Annotated in this window: 15 protein-coding genes, 3 tRNA genes and 1 pseudogene; 12 read left to right on the forward strand and 7 right to left on the reverse strand. The window is 73.0% G+C overall.

Going from position 1 to position 20,914, the window contains the following annotated elements:
• The first annotated feature begins 380 nt into the window (after positions 1-380).
• The 8 genes and pseudogenes from BG452_RS15375 to BG452_RS15410 all read left to right on the forward strand — a co-directional run bounded on the left by BG452_RS15375 (position 381) and on the right by BG452_RS15410 (position 10,611).
• A complete protein-coding gene (locus BG452_RS15375; RefSeq protein WP_223242250.1) occupies positions 381-2,687 on the forward strand; it encodes a hypothetical protein in 2,307 nt (768 codons plus the stop codon).
• A 113-nt stretch (positions 2,688-2,800) separates the two neighbouring features.
• Entirely contained in the window at positions 2,801-4,315 is a 1,515-nt protein-coding gene (gene pelF, locus BG452_RS15380; RefSeq protein ID WP_188304852.1) for a GT4 family glycosyltransferase PelF, read from the forward strand.
• Positions 4,316-4,465: 150 nt separating this feature from the next.
• Complete coding sequence (locus tag BG452_RS15385; RefSeq protein ID WP_188304853.1) at positions 4,466-6,007, forward strand: hypothetical protein; 1,542 nt, start codon at positions 4,466-4,468, stop codon at positions 6,005-6,007.
• Positions 6,008-6,087: 80 nt separating this feature from the next.
• Complete coding sequence (locus BG452_RS15390; RefSeq protein WP_188304854.1) at positions 6,088-7,080, forward strand: SDR family NAD(P)-dependent oxidoreductase; 993 nt, start codon at positions 6,088-6,090, stop codon at positions 7,078-7,080.
• A gap of 73 nt (positions 7,081-7,153) precedes the next feature.
• Positions 7,154-7,855, forward strand: a pseudogene (locus tag BG452_RS15395) (NDP-sugar synthase); the annotation flags it as partial.
• Positions 7,856-7,977: 122 nt separating this feature from the next.
• Positions 7,978-8,895, forward strand: a complete 918-nt coding sequence (locus BG452_RS15400) for an NAD-dependent epimerase/dehydratase family protein (protein WP_188304856.1) — start codon at positions 7,978-7,980, stop codon at positions 8,893-8,895.
• Positions 8,892-9,587 (forward strand): spherulation-specific family 4 protein, encoded by a 696-nt coding sequence (locus tag BG452_RS15405; RefSeq protein ID WP_188304857.1) that lies wholly within the window; start codon positions 8,892-8,894, stop codon positions 9,585-9,587. Before BG452_RS15400 ends, BG452_RS15405 begins: the two co-directional genes overlap by 4 nt.
• Before the next feature lie 22 nt (positions 9,588-9,609).
• Positions 9,610-10,611: an endo alpha-1,4 polygalactosaminidase gene (locus BG452_RS15410; RefSeq protein ID WP_317621054.1), complete on the forward strand. Its 1,002-nt coding sequence runs from the start codon at positions 9,610-9,612 to the stop codon at positions 10,609-10,611.
• Between the two features lie 54 nt (positions 10,612-10,665).
• Here the strand turns inward: BG452_RS15410 and BG452_RS15415 are convergent, their stop codons facing one another.
• Entirely contained in the window at positions 10,666-10,866 is a 201-nt protein-coding gene (locus BG452_RS15415) for a hypothetical protein (RefSeq protein ID WP_188304858.1), read from the reverse strand.
• A gap of 153 nt (positions 10,867-11,019) precedes the next feature.
• On the opposite strand from BG452_RS15415, the gene BG452_RS15420 reads away from it, so the two are divergent.
• The gene (locus BG452_RS15420; protein ID WP_188304859.1) at positions 11,020-11,973 is read left to right on the forward strand and encodes an aldo/keto reductase; all 954 of its coding nucleotides are present in this window, start codon (positions 11,020-11,022) and stop codon (positions 11,971-11,973) included.
• A gap of 58 nt (positions 11,974-12,031) precedes the next feature.
• On the opposite strand, the gene BG452_RS15425 is transcribed toward BG452_RS15420, so the two are convergent.
• From BG452_RS15425 to BG452_RS47055, 3 genes are all read right to left on the reverse strand, one after another.
• Positions 12,032-13,057, reverse strand: coding sequence for a C40 family peptidase (locus BG452_RS15425; protein WP_188304860.1), 1,026 nt, complete (start codon positions 13,055-13,057; stop codon positions 12,032-12,034).
• Positions 13,054-14,328 (reverse strand): SPFH domain-containing protein, encoded by a 1,275-nt coding sequence (locus tag BG452_RS15430; protein WP_188304861.1) that lies wholly within the window; start codon positions 14,326-14,328, stop codon positions 13,054-13,056. Before BG452_RS15430 ends, BG452_RS15425 begins: the two co-directional genes overlap by 4 nt.
• A gap of 195 nt (positions 14,329-14,523) precedes the next feature.
• Positions 14,524-17,430: an Ig-like domain-containing protein gene (locus BG452_RS47055; RefSeq protein ID WP_188304862.1), complete on the reverse strand. Its 2,907-nt coding sequence runs from the start codon at positions 17,428-17,430 to the stop codon at positions 14,524-14,526.
• 339 nt (positions 17,431-17,769) lie between these two features.
• Between BG452_RS47055 and BG452_RS15440 the strand changes: the two genes are divergently transcribed.
• Positions 17,770-18,051: a hypothetical protein gene (locus tag BG452_RS15440; protein WP_188304863.1), complete on the forward strand. Its 282-nt coding sequence runs from the start codon at positions 17,770-17,772 to the stop codon at positions 18,049-18,051.
• Between the two features lie 13 nt (positions 18,052-18,064).
• Positions 18,065-18,445, forward strand: coding sequence for a hypothetical protein (locus tag BG452_RS15445; RefSeq protein WP_188304864.1), 381 nt, complete (start codon positions 18,065-18,067; stop codon positions 18,443-18,445).
• Positions 18,446-18,589: 144 nt separating this feature from the next.
• On the opposite strand, the gene BG452_RS15450 is transcribed toward BG452_RS15445, so the two are convergent.
• The 3 genes from BG452_RS15450 to BG452_RS15460 form a co-directional block, all read right to left on the reverse strand.
• A tRNA-Arg gene (locus tag BG452_RS15450) sits at positions 18,590-18,665 on the reverse strand.
• 31 nt (positions 18,666-18,696) lie between these two features.
• Positions 18,697-18,772 (reverse strand) — tRNA-Arg (locus BG452_RS15455).
• Between the two features lie 198 nt (positions 18,773-18,970).
• Positions 18,971-19,061, reverse strand: a tRNA-Ser gene (locus BG452_RS15460).
• Between the two features lie 178 nt (positions 19,062-19,239).
• Here BG452_RS15460 and BG452_RS15465 point away from each other — a divergent pair.
• The coding region (locus BG452_RS15465; RefSeq protein ID WP_188304865.1) for a PAS domain-containing protein at positions 19,240-20,914 on the forward strand (1,675 nt) is incomplete at its 3' end.

Raw genomic sequence — 20,914 nt, forward strand, 5'->3', positions numbered from 1 at the left:
GCACAGCGGTGCCTGATATTGCATGAACCTGCCCATTGGAGCGGCAAGATGTGCAAGAGTGTCGTGCGCAACGACGACAGTGTAGGTGCCCCCCAGAGCCGTGTGAGCCGCACAGTCGGTAACCAGGTGTAGCACTCGGCTTCCGGTTTTTCATTTTCAATTCATTATTTGCGCGGGCGGTCCGGTTACGGTCACAATCAGCGCCTCCATGGCTTCACCATGAACGTTGGTAACAGGTTCGCTGCACTCTCGCCCAATTGGTCCCTCGCACCGCCGACCCTCGACCAGGATGGGCGCCGGGCAGCCTGCTGCCCGCGAACAGCTACACGGGCAGGCGAGCGCGAAACAGCGCGGCGCCTGGCCCAAGGGGAGGATCAGACATGGGTCGAGCGACCCGAAGAGTTGCCGCCTGCGCAGCGGCAGTTCTGCTGGCCAGCGGCCTGCAGACCACCCTGGCCCACGGCGACACCACGCCGCCCAGGATCGACCTCACCATCCTGGTCATCGACGACGGGGGCCCGTCCGTCGCGGCGATCACCGCCGAGCTCAAGAGCCAGGGCACGCCGTACAAGGTCGTCAGCCTCAATGACCCCAGCCGCCCCGTCATCAACTCCGCTTTCCTGAGCGACACGGTGAACGGACTGCCCCGGGGCAAGTACCAGGGCATCGTGCTGCCCAACGAAAACCCCTTCCCCAACAGCGCCGCCGAGATGACCGCGATCGCCACCTACGAGGCGGCTTTCAACGTCCGGCAGATCGACGCGTACACCTGGGCCAGCCCGGCCGTGGGTCTGAACTACGCCCAGAATCCGGGATTCGTCGGAACCCTCGACGGATTCCAGGCGGCCACCACGACGGCCGGCACTTCGGGTCCCTTCGGGTACCTCAAGGGCAGCGTCCCGTTCGAGGACAACGACCCCAACGTCAGTGAGAGCTACGGCTACCTGGCCACCCCGCTCGCCAACCTGCCGTCCGGTGCCTCCTTCGTCCCGCTGGTCGACGCGGCGATACCCAACACCACCAACCGCGGTTCGCTGGTCGGCGAGTACACCCACGACGGCCGCAAGGAACTGGTCGTCACCTTCGTCTACAACCAGTACCAGCAGCAGTACCGGTTGCTGGCCCGCGGCATGGTCGACTGGATCACCCAGGGTGTCCACCTCGGCTACGACCGCAACTACTTCGCCACCCACGTGGACGACGTGTTCCTGGCCGACGACCGCTGGGACACCGTGCTCAAGTGCACCCCCGGTGACGTCACCTGCCCGCCCGGCACCCCGGACACCGCCAACCCGATCCGGATGACGCCGGCCGACGCGCAGTACCTCAAGCAGTGGCAGACCGCCAACAACTTCACGCTGGACATGGTGTTCAACGGCGGCGGCAGCGAGGACTGGAAGGCCGACCACCAGACCACGGTGGACCCGACCGCCGGCCAGATGATCGCCGACCAGAACAGCTACCGCTGGATCAACCACACCTACACCCACCCCTACCTGGGCTGCGTGCAGGACGTCACCGTGGTGCCGTGGAAGTGCACCAAGGACGCGACGGGCAACACCGTCTGGACCGACCAGAACACCATCTCCACCCAGATCAAGCAGAACTTCGACTGGGCCACCGCCAACGGCCTCAAGCCCGACCCGCAGGCGCTCGTCACCGGTGAGCACTCCGGTCTGCTCACCGCCCCGCAGGAGACCAGCGACAACCCGAACCTGGCGCCGGCGCTGGCCGCCAACGGCATCAAGTTCACCGGCAGCGACGCCTCCCGCGAGCCCGGCCAGCGGGCCGTCGGCTCCTCCACGCTGACGGTGCCGCGGTACCCGATGAACGTCTTCTACAACGCCGGTTCGGCGAAGGAGGAGGCTGACGAGTACAACTGGATCTACACCAGCAAGGCCAACGGCGGCAGCGGCGTCTGCGAGAACAACGCCAACTCCACCTGCCTGCCCCAGCCGCTGGACACCGCCACCGGCTACCAGTCGTACATCGTGCCGCTGGAGGCCCGGATCGACCTCGGCCACGTGCTGAACAACGACCCGCGGCCGCACTTCGTGCACCAGTCGAACCTCTCCGAGGACCGCATCCTGTACCCGGTGCTGGAGAAGATCCTCGGCAACTACCGCTCGCTGTTCGCCGACAGCACCCCGATCGTGAACCTCGGCGAGCGCGAGATCGGCCAGGAGTTCCAGAAGCGCGCGGCCTGGAACAAGGCCGTCGCCGCCGGGCAGGTCACCGCCTACAAGATCGGCAACACCGTCACCGTCAGCGCGCCGGCCGGTGTTCAGGTCCAGGCCACCATGCCGACCGGAACTGCTCAGAAGATGGCCATCGGGACGGCCGCCTTCGGTTCGGCCTACGCCGGTACGCTCTCGGGCTGGGCGTCCCCGGGCGCCCTGCAGAGCGGCATCACCCTGCAACTCCCCTCCGGCAGCGCGCCGGCCGCCCCGGCCGCCGTCGCGCCGAACGTGGCGGCCAAGTCCGTCCCGGCACCGGCGCCGGCGGACAAGAAGGTCGTGCCGCAGGGCGTGGCCACGCCCGTCCCGGCGGGCCCGAGCGACGTCACCCGCAAGCCCGCCCAGTCCCTCGTCCCCGGCAGCGGCACCCCGGTGCCCGGCAAGGACGTGGTCCAGGGCGCCAAGCCCCAGGGCAACGGTGCCCCCACCGGACGCTCCGGCAACCGGTAACCCTTAGCACCTCGTAGCGGGGTCGGGCCGGTCTCCCGGTCCGACCCCGCCACGGGTCCCGCGCCGGCCACCCAGTCCGGACAACGACGCAAGAACAGGAGGGGGGACAGGAGATGCGCGTCACCCTGCTCACCGAGGGGACGTACCCGCACCAGCACGGCGGCGTGAGCGTCTGGTGCGACCAACTCGTTCAGGGCATGCCGGACGTCGACTTCGACATCATCGCCGTCACCGGAACCGGCCAGGAACCACTGGCCTGGGAACTGCCCGCCAACGTACGGTCGGTCACCACCGCACCGCTGTGGGGCCCGGCCTCCGAGGCCCGGCCGCCGCGCGGCAAGGAGATGCGACGCTTCCTCAACGCGTACGAGCGCTTCCTGCACTCCATCCTCGACCCGGTCTACACCACCCACTTCGGCACCGAGCTGTACGGCTTCGCCGACCTCGCCCGGCGCGGGCTGCTCAGCCCGGCGCTGCGCAGCGAGCGCGCCCTGCGCACCCTCCAGCACGTGTGGACCCGTGACTACCTGCCCACCGCGGTCTCCCGGCCCACCATGCACGACGCGCTGAACGCCACCGACCTGCTGGAGCACGCGCTGCGGCCGCTCTCGGTCGACCCGCCGACCGACGGCGTCGCCCACGCGGCCAGCGGCGGCCTCGCCACCCTGCCCGGGCTGATCGCCGCCCAGCAGTTCGGCGTACCGTTTCTGCTCACCGAGCACGGCATCTACCTGCGCGAGCGCTACCTCGGCTACCGCACCGGCCCGTACCGCTGGCCGGTCAAGGCGCTGCTGCTCGGCTTCTACCGGATGCTCGCCGAGGAGAGCTACCGGCAGGCAGCCCTGGTCACCCCCGGCAACCGGTACAACCGGCGCTGGGAGGAGCGCGGCGGCACCCCGTCCACGCACATCCGCACCGTCTACAACGGGGTGGACCCGGCCGCCTTCCCCCCCGCCGGGCCCGAGCCCGAGACGCCGACCCTCAGCTGGGCCGGCCGGGTCGACCCGATCAAGGACCTGGAAACGCTGATCCGGGCCTTCGCCATCGTCCACCAGGAGATCCCCGAGGCGCGGCTGCGGCTCTTCGGGGGCACCCCCAAGGGCGGCGAGGCGTACCGGGACGGCTGCATAGCCCTGGCCACCGAGCTCGGCGTGGCCGACTCGGTGGCCTTCGAAGGCCGCGTCGCCGACATCACCGACGCGTACGCGGCGGGCAACGTGGTGATGCTCTCCAGCATCAGCGAGGGCTTCCCGTTCACCCTGATCGAGGCCATGTCCTGCGGCCGCGCGACCATCTCGACCGACGTCGGCGGCGTGCGCGAGGCCGTCGGCGACACCGGACTGGTCGTCCCGCCGCGCGAGCCCGAGCCGATGGCGGCCGCCGCGATCGAGCTGCTGCGCGACCCCGCGCGGCGCGCCCGGCTCGGCGAGGGCGCCCGGCTGCGGGTCATCGAACAGTTCACGCTCCGCCAGAACATCGACGGCTTCCGGGGCATCTACACCGAACTCCTGGGCACCTCCCGCTGGATGCCCGGCGGGATGGTCACCGTCACCGACGAGGTCCCCAGCCCGGACTGGGACCAGCAGCTGACCGCCGCCCGGCCCGAGCCCAGCGAGGTGGGCGCGTGAACGAGCGAAGCGAGAGAACCATCAGCAGGCGCGCGTACCGCGAAGGGGCCGCCGAGCGCAGCGAGGTGGGCGCGTGAACGAGCGAAGCGAGAGAACCATCAGCAGGCGCGCGTACCGCGAAGGGGCCGCCGAGCGCAGCGAGGTGGGCGCATGAGTGGCCCCATCCGCCTCGTCCCGGACGAGGGCGGCGCCGAGCGGACGATGCAGCTGCGCACCCTGCCGCTGAAGCGCCGCCGCCCCGCCCCGCCCACCGAGCCCGACCCCGCCGAGCAGCTCGACCTCTCCGACGACCCGCTGGACGAGCTCGCCGAGCGCCTGCAGGACGTCTGCGCCGACGCCGTCCACCCGTACGAGATCGCGGCCTTCCTGGAGTCGGACGGCCTCTCCGACGAGCAGGCGGCCCTGCTGTACGGCCGCCCCGACGCGTTCACCGTCGCCGAGGAGCTGTTCGAGAAGGTCGAGCGCCGCTACCCCGGCCCGAGCTCCGAGTTCGCCAACCCCTGGCGGGCCGACCCGTGGCGCTGCGTGGTGCGCGGCCTGGTGTTCGCCCTGCCCGGCCTCGGCTACCTGCTCGGCGCCAACCTGTTCGCGACCGCCCGGATGCGCTTCGGCCTGCCCTCGGGCATGCTCGCGCTGTCCATCGCCACGCTGGTCAGCTGGGGCTTCAACCAGGCGCTGGCGCACCGCTCGTACCGCTGGCTGAGCCGGCTGCGCCGTCGGGACGCGGCGGTCTGCCTGGCCGTGGGCGCCCCGATCGGCGCGCTGCTGGCCTCCGGCTGCGCGTACGTGATCGGCGGACCGCTGGGCGCGCTCTGGTTCGCCGCGGGCCAGTCCTGCTACCTGGCCGCGGCCACCGCGCTGCTGGTGCTCGGGCGGGAGAAGTTCCTGCTGCTGGCGCTGGCCCCGGCCTCGGTCGGCGCGGGCGTGGTGCTGGCGGTCGACGTCCCGCAGCCGGTCCGTACGGCGGTGCTGCTCGCCTCGGTGGCACTGGCGGTCGGCCTGGCCGTCCGGGAGCTGCTGGTCGCGGCCCGCGGCGGCGAACGGGACGGCGTGAAGCTGAGGCTGCCGATCCGCCAGGAGGTCCCGCACCTGCTGTTCGGGCTGGCCTGCGGTGCGCTCACGCTGATCGCCGGCCTCGGCGAGACCATCCACCAGGCCGTGCACGCCGCCTCGCACGCGGTGCACACCCCGGCCCACGGCGCGCACGTCCAGACGGCTCCGACCGGCCCGGCCATGATCGCGCTGACGCTCAGTCTCGGCCTGGCCGAGTGGCTGCTGTTCCGCTACCGGGCAATGGCCGTGGCCGCACTGCGCATCAGCCACACCAGCGGGCAGTTCACCCGCCGCACCGGCGGGATCCTGCTCGGCTGCCTGTTCATCTACCTCACCACCGTGGCCGCGCTGGACGCCGCCGCGACCGTGCTGTGGCCGGGCGCCCCGTCGCTCGGCGTGCCGCAGCTCGGCGCGATGCTGCTCCTGGGCGGCTCGCTCTGGCTGGCGCTGCTGCTGAACGCCTTCGGGTTCAGCTGGAGCACCGCCCTCATCTGTCTGGCCGCCGCGATCGCCGAGAGCGTCGGGCTGCTGACCGGTGCGGACCCGATCGTCCTGCAGCTGATCGGCTGCGGGGCGGCCGCACTCGTCCTCACCGCAACCGCCGGGCCCGCGCTCGGCCGCACCACCCAACACCGCTGAGAATCCGCCTCTCCCGAGGCACCATCGGCCGGTCGTGACCACACGTCCGGCTGCTCCCGAAATCGAGAAAGCGAATACGCATGAGCAGCGTCGCGGTTACCGGAGCCGAGGGCTTCATCGGCTCCCACCTCGTCGAGACCCTGGTCGCCGACGGGCACCACGTCCGCGCGATGGTCCAGTACAACTCCTTCTCCTCCTTCGGCTGGCTGGAGACCCTGTCCGCGGAGGTGCTGGACTCGGTCGAGATCGTCCTCGGCGACGTCCGGGACCCGGGCTCGGTCAACGGCCTGGTCAAGGGCACCGAGGCGGTCTACCACCTGGCCGCGCTGATCGCGATCCCGTACTCCTACCGCGCCCCCCACTCGTACGTGGACACCAACGTCACCGGCACCCTGAACGTGCTGGAGGCGGTGCGCCACCTGGAGATCCCGCGCCTGGTGCACACCTCCACCAGCGAGACCTACGGCACCGCGCAGACCGTGCCGATCACCGAGGACCACCCGATCAACACCCAGTCCCCGTACGCCGCCTCCAAGGCCGGCGGGGACCGGCTGGCCGACAGCTACCACGCCAGCTTCGAGACCCCGGTCGTCACCCTGCGCCCGTTCAACACCTTCGGCCCGCGCCAGTCGATGCGCGCCGTCATCCCGACCGTGATCGCCCAGGTCGCGTCCGGCCAGACCGAGATCACCCTCGGCGACCTGCGCCCGACCCGCGACTTCACGTTCGTCAAGGACACCGCCAACGCCTTCCGCACGGTGGGCACCGCGGCCGCCGAGAACGTGGTCGGCCGGACCTTCAACGCCGGCACCGGCGGCGAGATCTCGGTCGGCGACCTGGTCACCCTGGTCGGCAAGCTGATGGGCGTGGACCTGGTGGTGAAGGAGGACGAGCAGCGCATCCGTCCGACCAACTCCGAGGTCATGCGCCTGGTCGCGGACGCCACCCGGCTGCGCCAGGCCACCGGCTGGGCCCCGCAGTTCAGCCTGGAGCAGGGTCTGGAGCAGACCATCGAGTTCTTCCGCGACCCGGCCAACCTGGCCCGCTACAAGACCGACATCTACAACGTCTGACCGCCGTACCGATCATGATCGTCCTGGTAGCCAAGGTTCGTGTCCTACACACCTTTTCCGTGGGGGAAACACCATGCATGCAGTGATCCTGGCCGGCGGTAAGGGCGTCCGGCTCCGCCCGTACACCACCGCGCTCCCCAAGCCGCTCGTCCCGATCGGCGACCAGCACGCGATCCTGGAGATCGTGATGCGCCAGCTCGCCGCCGCGGGCTTCAAGACCGTCACCCTGGCCATCGGCCACCTCGGCCACATCATCCGCGCCTACGTCGGCAACGGCTCGCAGTGGGGCCTGCGGGTCGGCTACGCCGTCGAGGACAGCCCGCTCGGCACCATGGGCCCGCTGCTCACCATGCAGGACCGCCTGCCGGAGCACTTCCTGGTGATGAACGGCGACATCCTCACCGACCTGGACTTCTCCGGGGTGCTCAAGCACCACGAGCAGTCCGGCGCCCCGCTGACCATCGCCACCTACGCCCGCCAGGTGAAGATCGACTTCGGCGTGCTGACCACCGACTCCGGCACCATCACCGGCTTCCAGGAGAAGCCCAGCATCGACTACCGGGTCTCGATGGGCGTGTACGGCGTCTCCCGCGCCGCGCTCGCCAAGTACACCCCGGGCCTGCCGCTGGGCTTCGACGAGCTGGTGCTCGACCTGCTGGCCGCCGACACCCCGCCGGCCGCCTACGACTTCGGCGGCTACTGGCTGGACATCGGCCGCCCCGACGACTACGACCGGGCGAACGCCGAGTTCTCCTCGATCCGCCCGGTCCTGATGCCATTCGAATCGGCCGCCGCGCCGGGCGTCACGGAGCTGCCGGTCCCGGCCGCCCGTACCGCCCCGGACGACACGGCCGAGGAGCCCGTCCCCGCGGGCGCCGAGACCGACGGACGGGCCGCGTGAGAATCCTGCTCCTCGGCGGCGACGGCTTCCTGGGCCGTCACGCCGTCACCGTCCTGCGGACACTGCCCGGGGCCACCCTGCTGTCCGCGGGCCGGCGACCCACCCACGACCTCCGGCTGGACCTGGGCACCGCCCAGGTCGGCCCGCTCGGCGAGGAGCTGGCCGCGCTGGCTCCCGACGTGGTGATCAACTTCGCGGGGGCGGTGGCCGGCAGCGCGGTCAAGCTCGCCGAGGTGAACGCCCGCGGCCCGGCGGTGCTCTGCGAGGCGCTCGCCCTGGGCGCCCCGAAGGCCCGTCTGGTGCACATCGGTTCGGCCGGCGAGTACGGCGTCTGCGACGAGGGCGAGTCGCTCTCCGAGCAGGCCGACGCCCGCCCGGTCGGCGTGTACGGCGCGACCAAGCTGGCCGGTTCCCTCGCGGTGGCCGGTTCGCCGCTGGACGCGGTGGTGCTGCGGGTGTTCAACCCGGTCGGTCCGGGCGCCCCGGCGGGCTCGCTGCCCGGCCGGCTGGCGGCCGAGCTGCGCCGGGCGGCGCCCGAGGGCGCCGACGCCGTGATCACGGTCGGGGACCTCTCCGCCTTCCGGGACTTCGTGGACGCCCGGGACATCGCCAAGGCGATCGGCCTGGCCGTCACCGCCGACGGCCCGCTCCCCCGGGTGCTCAACCTGGCGACCGGGCGGGCCCAGCGGGTCCGGGCGATCGCCGACGGCCTGGTCGCGGCGTCCGGCTTCACCGGCCGGATCGACGAGAGCGGAGTGGGCTCCGAGCGCTCCACCGCGGTCTCCTGGCAGCAGGCCGACGTGTCGGCCGCCGCCCGGGCACTCGGCTGGCACCCGGAGACCGGCCTCGCCGACACCCTGCGCGACCTGTGGCTCAGCACCGCCGAGCCCGCCCCGACCCCGGTGGTCGCATGACCGCCGGGACCACCCCCGACGGCCGCCTGCTGGTGCCGCTGTACGTCCACCCCGCGGTGGACCCAGCGGCCTGGCGGGCGGTCGCCGCCGCCGACCCCGCCCGGATCGCCGCCGTGGTGCTCAACCTCGCGGACGGCCCGGGCGAGGTTCCGGACCACGTCTTCGCCGAGGCCGCCGAAGAACTCCGGGCGGCCGGCCTGCCGTTGGTCGGGTACGCCGACACCGACTACGGCCGCCGTCCCCACGCGGCCGTGGTCGCCGATATCCTGACGTACCGTCAGCGACACGGCATCACCGGCGTCTACCTCGACCAGGTCGCCACCCACCCGGGCGCGCTGGCGCACTACCGGCGCCTCGCGACGGCCGCTCGGGCGGCCGGCTGCGGCATCGTGGTGTTCGGCCACGGCGAGCACCCGGACCCCGGGTACGCCGAAGTCGGCCTGGCCGACCTGCTGGTCACCTTCGAGGGCGACTGGGACGCGTACCGCTCGATGACGCTGCCGCTGTGGACCGGCCGCCACGCGGCCTCCCGCTTCTGCCACCTGGTCTACGACGTCCCGGCCGAGTCCGCCCAGGACGCCTCCGCACTGATCACCGCCCGGCGAGCCGGCGTCGGCTGCGCCGTACCCGGCGCCGGGGACAACCCCTGGCGCACCCTCCCGTACGGCCTGACCGCCGCTGAACTGACCTGACCCGATCCGGAGTTCGACTACCGTGAACCGCCGCACCCGGCTGCTGCCCGCCGCCATGGCCCTCGCCACCGTCACCGCCCTGCTGGTCAGCTCGTGCAGCAGCTCCGGCTCGGAGGACGACAACGACTCGGCCGACGGCAACCAGAGCGACTCTCCCACGGCCACCGCGCCGAGCACCCCCGGCACCACCCCGCCGACCGACCCCGGCACGCCCAGCGCCCCCGGCACCACCTCGGCCCCGGGCACCCCGAGCGGCACCACCGCCCCGGGCACCCCGCCGGGCACCACCCCGCCCGGCACCACCGGGCCGCCGCCGGCCGGCGCCCGCTGGCAGCCCACCCCGGGCCTGGCCTGGCAGTGGCAGCTCGGCGGCGGCCCGGTGGACCAGTCGGTGGACGTGCCGGTCTACGACATCGACGGCTTCGAGAACGACGCCTCGGTGGTCGCCGCGCTGCACGCCAAGGGCCGCAAGGTGATCTGCTACGTCAACGCCGGCTCCTGGGAGAACTTCCGCCCCGACGCCGCCGCCTTCGCCAAGTCCCTCCAGGGCTCGGACACCGGCTGGAAGGGCGAGAAGTGGTTCGACATCCGCAAGCTCGACCAGCTGAGGCCACTGATGGCGGCCCGCTTCGACATGTGCAGGAGCAAGGGCTTCGACGCCATCGAACCGGACACCATCGAGGCCTACAACCAGAACAGCGGCTTCCCGCTGACCCCGGACGACCAGCTGGCGTACAACCGGATGCTGGCCCAGCTCGCCCACGAACGCGGTCTGGCCATCGGCCTGAAGAACGACCTGGACCAGATCCCCGCGCTGCAGCCGGACTTCGACTTCGCGGTCAACGAGGAGTGCTCGCAGTTCGACGAGTGCGACCGGGTCTCGCCCTTCATCAAGGCGGGCAAGGCGGTCTTCCACGTCGAGTACAAGCTCGACACGGACCAGTTCTGCGCCAAGACCAAGGCGCTGGGCTTCAGTTCGATGCAGAAGAAGCTCGACCTCAACGCCTGGCGCAAGCCCTGCTGAGGTCGGAGCCACCCGTCGCGCGGGTGACCCTCACCAGGGCCACCCGCGCGAGAGTCACTTGACCGCCAGCCAGACGACGGCGCCCAGGACCACCAGGGCGACGACGGCGATCAGCGCGATCACACCGGTGCGACTGCGTGTGTTGCTGCTGCCGTAGGTGGAGACGGAGCCCGGCGCCTGGGGCGCCGGGGTCTCGTCGACGAACGCCCGGAACATCTGGGTGCTACCGGCGGGGTCGTAGTCGTTGTCAGCCATGGCACGGACTCTAACGAATCCGCCCACCTCAGGCACACCCCGGACCCCTGCTCGGGCGACCCACCACTCGCGCGTGCGGCGGCGACACGACCGGATCGTGAAATCCGTGTGACCGACGGAATGCGCTGCCGCGCAAGCGGGTTGACTTCGGTCATGACCGGAAACCAGAGCCGGGTCCGCCTCGGCACCTCCGACCTGTCCGTCCACCCGCTCTCCCTCGGCGGCAACGTCTTCGGCTGGACGGCCGACGAACAGCAGTCCTTCGCCGTACTGGACGCCTACGCCGCCGCCGGCGGCAACTTCGTCGACACCGCCGATGTCTACTCCGCCTGGGCCCCCGGCAACACCGGCGGCGAGTCCGAGACGGTGATCGGCAACTGGTTGCGCAGCCGGGGCAACCGGGACGGGATCGTGATCGCCACCAAGGCCGGCATGCACCCCGAGGCGAAGGGTCTGGGCGCGGCCAACATCAAGGCCTGCGCCGAGGAGTCGCTGCGCCGCCTCGGTGTGGACCACATCGACCTGTACTACACCCACCGGGACGACGACACCCCGGTCGAGGAGTTCGTGACGGCCCTGGACGAGCTGGTCCGCGCCGGCAAGGTCCGGGCGGTCGCCGCCTCCAACATCTCCACCGAGCGGCTCGCCGAGGCGCTGTCCTTCGCCGAGCGCGAGGGCCTGGCCAAGTACGTGGCGGTCCAGCCGCACTACAACCTGGTGTCCCGGGACACCTTCGAGGGCCCGCTGGCCGACCTGGTCGCCGAGCACGGGCTGGCCACCGTGCCCTACTACGCGCTCGCCTCCGGCTTCCTGACCGGCAAGTACCGCCCGGGCGGCGCGGGCGTCGACAGCGCCCGGGCCGAGGGCGCCGCCCGCTACCTGGCGGAGCCGCGCGGTCCCAAGGTCCTGGAGGCGCTGGACACGGTCGCCGCCGAGCACGGCGTCGCGCTCGCCAGTGTCGCCCTGGCCTGGCTCGCCGCCCGCCCGACGGTCGCCGCCCCGATCGCCAGCGCCCGCACCCTCGACCAGCTGCCCCCGCTGCTGGCCGGCGTCACGCTGAAGCTCACCCCCGAGCAGACCGCCCTGCTGGACGCGGCCTCCGCCTGAGCCCGTGCCGGGGCCCCCGACAGCACACCGCTGTCGGGGGCCCTGGGCCGCCCTCCGGCTACGGCCGCCCGAAGTGGGTCGGGTAGTAGCCGGAGTTGAGCGTCGATATCCGGACGGTCTTGCCCGGCCGCGGCGCCTCCACGAACGTGCCGCCGCCCAGGTAGATCCCCACGTGGTGGATCCCCGAGGCCCGGCCGCTGTCCGACCAGAACACCAGGTCACCGCGGCGCAGCTGCCCCGCGCTGATCGGTGTGGTGGCCGCGTACTGGTCGTCGGCCACCCGCGGCAGGCTTATCCCGCTGCGCCGGTAGGCCTGCTGGACCAGCCCGGAGCAGTCGTAGCCGGACGGGCCGTTGCCGCCCCAGACGTACGGCTTGCCCAGCTGGGCGAGCGCGTAGTCGACGGCCGACTCGGTGCTCCCGGTGGACGACGCGTCGCCCGAGGACGGGCGGCTGTCCGGCCGGCCGGAGGCCTGGTCCGAACCGCCGGACCCGCCGGAGGAACCGCCGGACTTCCCGGTGCGGCTGACGTAGACGTCGTAGTGGCTGGTCCAGCGCCACTCACCGGCACCGTTCTTGAACCAGTACTTCGACCCGTCCCAGCCCTGGCGCGGGCCCCAGGAGGAGGCCGAGCCGTTCGAGACGACCTCGGTGCCGGAGTCGGATGAGCCGGATGCGCCGGAGGAGCCCGAGGAACCGCCGGACTTCCCGGTGCGACTGGCGTAGACGTCGTAGTGGCTGGTCCAGCGCCACTCACCGGCACCGTTCTTGAACCAGTACTTCGACCCGTCCCAGCCCTGCTTTCCGGCCGCGGCGTGCGCGGAGCCGGCCCCCGCCGTCAGGCCGACCACGCCGGCGCCCGCCAGCACGGTGGTGGCCAGGCAGGTACTTCGCACGGCCCGGTGTATTCGGCTGCCACCGCCGGCCTCGGCGGCGCGGGCGGTGCGCGGCCTGGCCGCGCAGTTCGGGCAGCCGCAGCCCGTGATCGCGGGGATGCTGCCGAGGCGCTCCTCGAAGCCGATCAGACCGGAGTCGGCACCGGGGTCGATGCCGGGGTCGGCGTACGCGCCGGTGGCTATCCTCATGCGGGTCGTCCTTCCTTCCGCCCGGCACGGGCGGCCGGGGGCGGTACCGAGGCGGCCACTCCGGCCGGGGCGACGAAGGCGACCAGCAGCTGTTCCATCAGCGCGCTGCGAGCGGCCTCGTCCAGTTCGTGCGCGGTCGCGCGTTCCAGCCGGCGCACGGCCAGCGCCGCCGCCTCCACCGCGTCGTCGACCAGTACGGTCCGCAGGCCGGCGTCCAGGTCGGCGAGCCGGCGGCGGCGCATCGACTCGGCCACCTCGGGCGCGTAGTCCAGCGCCAGCGGCTGCACCGAGTAGACCTCCAGGCCCGCCGGGGCGGCCTCGGCGGCCAGCGCCCGGGTCAGCTCGTCGGCGAACCACTGTCCGTCGCGCAGGGCGGGCCCGGGTGCCGCGTTGCTGTCGCACGGCAGGGTGGAGGCGGTACGGGTGAGTACCGCCTGGACCTGCTCGCGCAGGTAGCTCTCGTGGTCCTCGATCGCCAGCAGCGCCCGCGCGGTGTCCTTGACCCGCCAGACGATCAGCAGCCGGACGACGATCGGGGTGCCGGTGCGGTCGACCACCTTGACCGGCTCGCTGCGCCAGTGCCGCAGCCGCACGTCGACCCGGCGGCGGCGCAGCAGCGGGTTGACCCAGACCAGCCCGGTCCTGCGCACCGTGCCCCGGTAGCGGCCCCAGCGGGTCAGCACCCGGGTCTCGCCGCCGGCGTTGGCCAGCAGGCCGGCCAGCGCGCACACCACCAGCAGACCGGCCGCGCTGACCCCGGCGATCGCCGGGGCGTCCACCTCGGGCCGGCCACTGGCCTGGGCGGCGGGGCCGCGCAGTTCGGGCAGCGCGTCCCCGTACGGGATGACACCGGTGCGCAGCAGCACGTACACCACGCCGGCCAGGCCGAGCAGCACCACCAGCAGGGCGACCCAGCCGGGCAGCGCGCCGGCGGTGTGCTCGCGCAGCGCCTGGTCCGCCCGCGGGGGGCGGCGCGAGGTGGCGGCGGCGGGGGCCCCGGCCTGGTCGGCCTCGGGGAGTTCGACGGTCTCCGGGCCGGCCGTCTCCAGCGGGTCCCGCAGGTCGGCGGAGCGGGCCGGGGACGGACCGGGGACGACCGCCAGCGGGGCGGTCGCCGGACCGGCGCCGACCGCGCCCGCCGGCTTGACGGCCTTGACGGTGGAGACCTTGGCCAGCGGGCTGGCACCGGAGGCGGAACGTTCCGGCAGGGCCGGCGGGAACGACTTGGGCAGGTTGTCGGGTCGCTGCGAAGAATCGCGGGTGACGTCCATGCACGGATCCTCTGGGTCTGGTGTGTCGCGCAACGGGCGGCCCGGATCTGACGGGCAGTGCCAGAGTCAGGCTAAGTTCATACGTCATCAAATGCGACATTTGAGCCGAGGTGTGTCGACATTTGCTGACGAATCGTCCGAAGTTGACCTGACGCGCAGGCACATGAGCGGATGGTTGGGACGGTTCGGCGCAGGTCAGCGCCGTCGGGCACCGGATCCACGGGCGAACACCCGACGGGTGATCAGCCCGATCCCGGCGAGCACCAGCAGTACCCCGGCGAGCAGACCGTGCCAGCGGGACTCCCGGGGCCGCCCGACCGCCGCCCCCTCGACCGGGGGCGCGGGCAGCGGCCGGGCGGCAACCCCGCCCGTCCGGGGTTCGCCCTGGTCGGCGGCCGACAGCGGCTCGGCGACGACGGCCGGGCTCGCGTCGGCGACGACGGCCGACGGGACACCCGGGGACGGGGCGACGCTGCCGGACGGCTGGGCGGAGACGGCGGGAACGAACGGGACCCCCGGACGGCTCGAAGAGCCGGAGACGGCGGAGGTCGGGACGGCGGAGGTCGGGACGGCAAAGGTCGGGACGGCAGGGGTCGCGGGGGCGGACGGCACTGGTGGCACCGGCGCCGAGGGCTTCGCCGGGGCCCCGACCACCGGCGGGACGACCGGCGGGACGACGATCGGCAGCAGCCCCGGCGGGATCGGCCGGAGCGCCGGAACCTCGGTCGGACTCGGCGACCCGACCGCGGCCGTGGGCGCCACCGTGGCCGCCCCCGCCGTACCGGAGGGTCTCGGCGAGGCCCCCACCGACGCCGTCACGCTCGAACCGGCACTCGGCCTCGGACTCGCGCTCGGACTCACACCCGGTCCAACGGACACCGTGGAACCGGGCGTTGCGGTGGCCGAGGCCGACGCCGAGGCCGAAACCACCGGACTCGAAGAAGCCACCGGACCGGGCACCACAGCCGCCACCCGCACCCGCACCCGCACCGGATCCGCCGCAGTCCCGTTCCCCGCCCGGTCGGTCGCCGTGACGGTCAGCCACTGCTCCCCGTCCGCCAGGTCCCGGTTGGCGGTGCAGCTCCAGCTCCCGTCCAGCGCCACCGCGGCCCCGCAGAGCACCGTACGGTCGTCGGAGCCCGCCGCCGGACTCGCCGTGACCAGCACGTTCGAGCCCGGTTCGGCCCGCCCGGTGAGCTTCGGCCGGCCGGCTCGCAGCACCTCGCCGGGGGCCGGGGAGGTGAGCACCGGCTTGTCCGGCGGCACGGTGTCCACCACCAGGACGACCGGCTGCCCGGCCGTCCGGTTCCCGGCGGCGTCGACGGCGACCGGGGTGAGCTGGTGGATGCCGTCCGCCAGGTTCTCGACCGGCAGACAGGACCACTCGCCGTCCGTGCGGACGGCGCTGCTGCACAGTTCGGAGGAGGTGGACCGGTCGGTGACGGATACGGTGCTGCCGGCCTCGCCGGTGGCGGTGAGCCGCAACCCCGGGTCGTTGGTGTAGGCGGGGAGGGTGAGCACGGGGGCGGCCGGCGGCGCGGTCTTCACGGCGACCTTGGCCGGCTCGCCGCGCAGCACCACGCCGCCGCTGGTGGTCTCCACCGGGGTGAGGGCGTGCGGCCCGGCCGCGAGCGGGCCGCCGGGGCGGCAGGACCAGGCGCCGCCACGGTCGACCTTGGCCTTGCAGAGCGTCGCGTCACCGTCCCGGACCTCCACCGCGGCGCCCGCGACGGCGCCCTCGCCGCGGATCTGCGGGCGGGCGTCGGCCAGGATGGTGCCGTCGACCGGCTCGGCGATCTCGGGCCGGGCGGCGCCGACGGTCAGCCTGATCCGCTGGTCGGAGACCTCCCCCGAGTCGGCGAAGCCGCCGGAGGGGACGAGTTGGCTGGTGTCGCGGCCGATCCGCAGCCGGGCCCAGGTCTCACCGGCGGCGGCGCCGGGCGGCACGGTCCACTCCAGGATCGCGGTGTCGGCGCCGGCCGGGATCTCGGTCTGCACCCGGTCGGCGGGTTCGAAGCGGCCGCTGTGGTCGAAGTCGATCCAGCCGGCCAGGGTGGCGGGCTGGCCGCCCACCGCGACCGGGACGGTGACCCGGTAGTAGCGGCCGATGGCGGCCTCGTCGGGGAAGCCGATCGACGGGTCGGCGCCCTGGTACTCGCCGCGGCCGGGCTGGAGCTTGGGGGGTGGCGGGCTGGCGGCCGTGCTGGCGAAGGGGTTGCCGCGCCGGACCGCGCCGTGGTCCAGCTCGACCAGCGGTTCGTCGCCCGTGCCGGCGCCGGTCCGGCTCCGGTCCCGGCGCGGCGGGGTGGCCGCGTCGGCGCCCAGGAAGAGGTCGGAGACCACGTGCGAGGCGTTGCCGTAGGCCTGCGGCGCGGTGCCGAGGTCCTCGTCCACGGTGACGGTGTAGGCCTGGCGCAGGACGGGCGGGGCGGTGGTGCTCCCGGCCCGGGCGGTGGAGCGCTGCTCGATCCGGAACACCGCGGTGCGGACCGTGCCGGCGAGCTCCAGGGTGCCCTCGGCGGCGGAGCCCGCGGCACCGTCGGTGCTGCCGTCGCTCCCGGCGGGGGCGAGGGAGTCGCCGTCGACCGTCCAGCCGGGCCAGTCGGTGCGCCCGACCAGGGTGGGGGCGGCGGGCGAGCCGCCGGTGAGGGTCAGCCGGGCGGCGGTGCCGGTGGTGCCGGACTTCCCGGTGGCGACCGCGGCCAGTCCGCTGAGGTGCAGCCGGGGATTGCGGACCGGCCGGGAGAAGCCCAGCCGGAGGGTTCCGACGGTGCGCCAGGAACCGTCCGTCAGCGGCTGGTCGGGGGTGATGCCGAAGGTCTGGGCGGCATCCCCGGGGCGCTTGCCGTCCGCGTAGACCGCGGTGGAGCGTCCACCACCGGAACGGTCGGCGAGCCGGCCGGCCCCGGCGGTGACGGCCGTGCCGTCCGCGCCCGTGAGGTCGAGCTGGACGGAGAGGCCGGACGGCAGCACCGCCCGGTGCTCGCCCGACCAGGCGTCAGGGGACTGCTGGGCCACCGAGAGCGGGGCGTCCCAACCGGTCAGCGCCCCGACCGTGAGAACGGCCAGGGCGGCAGCTGTGCGGGGAAACTGTCGGCTCATCCGGCTCTCCTTCACGGTCGGCTGCCGGGGTGGTGGGCAGTCCGGGCACACGATCGGACAAGACGGAATCACGATCCCGGACCGGTCATACGGCGACACCTGGGCTTTTAACCGCGTCCCACCCGTTTGGCGGTCATCCGGGCGGCAGGACGGGTTGTACCTGAATCGGCTGCATTTCATCCATTGGGCGGCAATGGATCTCACACGAACGGCTGCGCCCACCCGAATGGCGGAGAAGGGGGAATTCCGGCCGAGTAGGCGGACACCAGCGTCCGGCACCTGACCATTCATCAGGGAACTCTGTTTGAATTACCCATCCGCTCAGTAGAGTCGGGCCCCGTGACCATGGACCCCGTACTCGTCAGGCGCGGTTTCGCCGCCGTAGCGCCCCACGGTCCCGTCGTCACCGAATACGTCCACCGGCATCTGTTCGAGCACGATCCCGCTCTCCGCGGCCTCTTCGCCGAGCACCTGGAAAAACATCGGGACCGGCTGTTCGCCCGCCTGACCCACTACGCCGGCGACGCGTGGACCCCGCAGGCCGAGGCCGCCCGGACCGCCGTCTACGCGGTGGTCGGCGACACCAGGGGCGCGGCGCTCACCGACGCCCGGTCGGCCTAGCCGGGAGCGGTCCGTGGCCTTCGACCCCGCGGTCATCCGCGCCGGCTTCGCCGTCGTCGAGCGCCGGGCCGACCACCTGGGGCGACCGTCCTGCTGGCGGCCCGCTCGGCGGCCGGGCAGTACGACCTGGACGCCGTGGCGGCTGCTCACCCGCAACCCCCGGCTGCGGGTGCCGACCGCCCTCCCCGACCGGCCGTCGGGCCCCGACGGGACCACCGCGCTGCTGCGACGGACCCTGCACGGGCACGGCGACTTCACCGGCTGGGAGGTCCACCTCTCCGGCCCGCCGGAGCCGGTCGCCGAGCCGGCCGGACTGGTGCTCGCCCTGGGCGCCGCCCCGGGCTGGTCCGTCACGACCCCGCGCCCGTCACCTTCAACCGGGCCCGGCCGCTGACCAGCTCGGACTGGCTCCTGGACCACCGGAACGTGCCCTGGATCAACCGGACCGACCTGGAGTGACCGTCGTCACAGTCGAGCGGGAGCGGGGCCGGACCGGGAAAACGGAGAAGCCCCCGGCCGGTGGCCAGGGGCTTCTCGCTGGTGCGCTCAGCAGGATTCGAACCTGCAACCTCTTGATCCGTAGTCAAGTGCTCTATCCGTTGAGCTATGAGCGCAAGGAACGGGCGAACCCGATCTTGCGAAGGTTGGTGCGCTCAGCAGGATTCGAACCTGCAACCTCTTGATCCGTAGTCAAGTGCTCTATCCGTTGAGCTATGAGCGCTCGCCCTGGTGACCGTGGCCCCCGGGGCGTTGCGGGGACAACATTACATGACCTGCGACGCAGGACGAAATCGATTGATCCGGCCCCCTCCGGGCCCGTGACGACCCGGCTCCCGGCCGGCTCCGGCCCGGCCGCCGACCAGGCCCCGGACATGCGAAGAGCCCCGCCGACGAGATCGTCGACGGGGCTCCCCGGCTGCGGAGGCTGAGGGATTTGAACCCTCGATCAGGAATAACCCCGAAACCGCATTAGCAGTGCGGCGCCATAGACCGGACTAGGCGAAGCCTCCCCACAAGGACCATGCCCGCGCGATGCGGACCCGTTCCGTGTGTCAGCGATGATGCCACAACCGTGGGGCTCGGCACCAACCACCGCCCACGTTACTAGGCGGGTCGTCCCCGCCGCAAAGAAGAATGAGATACTGCCGACTCCGGAGGAGCTGCCCTGAGCCGAGGAGACCTGTCGACGTGAGCAGCAGGCCGATCCGAGGCGCTGCTCGCCTCGACGCCATACTCGACGCCCTGCCCGACGCGTTGTTGCTGGTGAACAGCAACGGCACGGTGGTGGACGCCAACAGCGCGGCGGTCCAGGCGCTACAGGCGCCCGGCACCTCGCTGGTCGGCATGGGCGTGCTCGGACTGCTGCCCGAGTTCGACCCCAGCCGGATCCCCGGCTCGATGCGCCCGGCCACCCGGGACGGCGACGACCTCGACCGCCCGGTCCGGATGACCGCCCACCGCACCGACGGCACGACCTTCCCGGTCGAGGTCTCCGGCAACGACTTCGCCACCGACGGCGGCGACGGCTACGGGCGCTCCCCGTACGAGCCGTACCGCGAGGGCCCGCGCGCCTCCTCGTCCTCCGACCTGCTCCTGCTGCTGGTCCGTGACCTCTCCGGGCGGCTCGGCGTCGAGGCCGAGCTGCGCCGCCAGCACAAGCAGACCGAGATGATCCTGCGGGCCGCCGCCGAGGGCGTGCTCGGGGTCGACCTCGAAGGCCGCTGCGTGCTGGTCAACCCGGCCGCCGCGCACATCCTGGAGTACCGGGCGAGCGAGCTGGGCGGGCGCGAGCTGCACCCGCTGATCCAGCACTCCCGGGCCGACGGCACCCCGCTGGCGCTGGAGGAGTCCGCGCTGCTGGACACCCTGACCTCCGGCCGCAAGCACCGGGTGCGCGGCACCGTGCTGTGGCGCAAGGACGGCCGGCCGGTCACCGTCGACCTCACCACGGCCCCGGTCCGGGACGGCGACCAGCTGGTCGGCGCGGTGATGACCTTCACCGACCGCAGCCGCGAACTCGCCCTGGTCGCCCGCAACGAGCACCTCACCGCCGTCCTGGAGGGCGAACTCGGCGGCGCGCTGAGCGCGCTGAACCAGCGGCTGGACACCCTCGCCGCCGACCCGGCCGGGCAGCTCTGGCCGGAGGCCAACTGGACCCTGCGCCGGCTCGCCGACGAGTGCCGCCGGTTCGGCAAGCTGATCGACGACGTGCTGGAGCACCAGCGCTCCGAGGCCGGGGAGGCCGGCCCGGGCGAGGGCAAGGACACCAAGGACCCCAAGGACTCCACGGGCGCGAAGGAGGACAAGGACGCCAAGGACGGCAAAGACGGGCGCAAGGCCGCTCGGCAGGTGCCGGTCGGCCTGGACAAGGTGGTGCGCCGGGCCGTCGAGCAGGCCGGCGAACTGGTCGGCCCGGGCCGGGTGCGCTTCTCGGTGCACGCCGCCGCCGTCGAGGTGATCGCCGACGAGCGCCGGCTCGCCCAGGCGCTGGCCCACCTGGTCGCCGACGTCAGTGGCACCGGCCTCGCGCTGGACGCCCCCACCGCCTCCTCCCCCGGCCTGGCCGTCCCCGGACTGTCGGTGTCCGGCCTGGGCAACCCGACCGCGCCGACCGCGCCCCCCGAACCGCCGACCGTCGTGCTGGCCGCCGCCCAGCGCGGTGACGTCGCCCGGGTCGAGATCCGCGGCCCCGGCGTCGGCGGCAGCCCCGTCCACCTGCCGATAGCCCGCGCGGTGGTCGAGCGCCACGGCGGCGTGCTCCAGCCGCACGAGCTGCCCGGCAAGGCCGGCACCACCTACGTGGTCGAGCTGCCGCTGGACCCGGCCGCCGCGAAGGCCGCCGCCGAACGCGCCGGCGCCGAGG

The organism is Streptomyces sp. CBMA123 (assembly GCF_014596465.1).
Lineage (GTDB): Bacteria > Actinomycetota > Actinomycetes > Streptomycetales > Streptomycetaceae > Kitasatospora.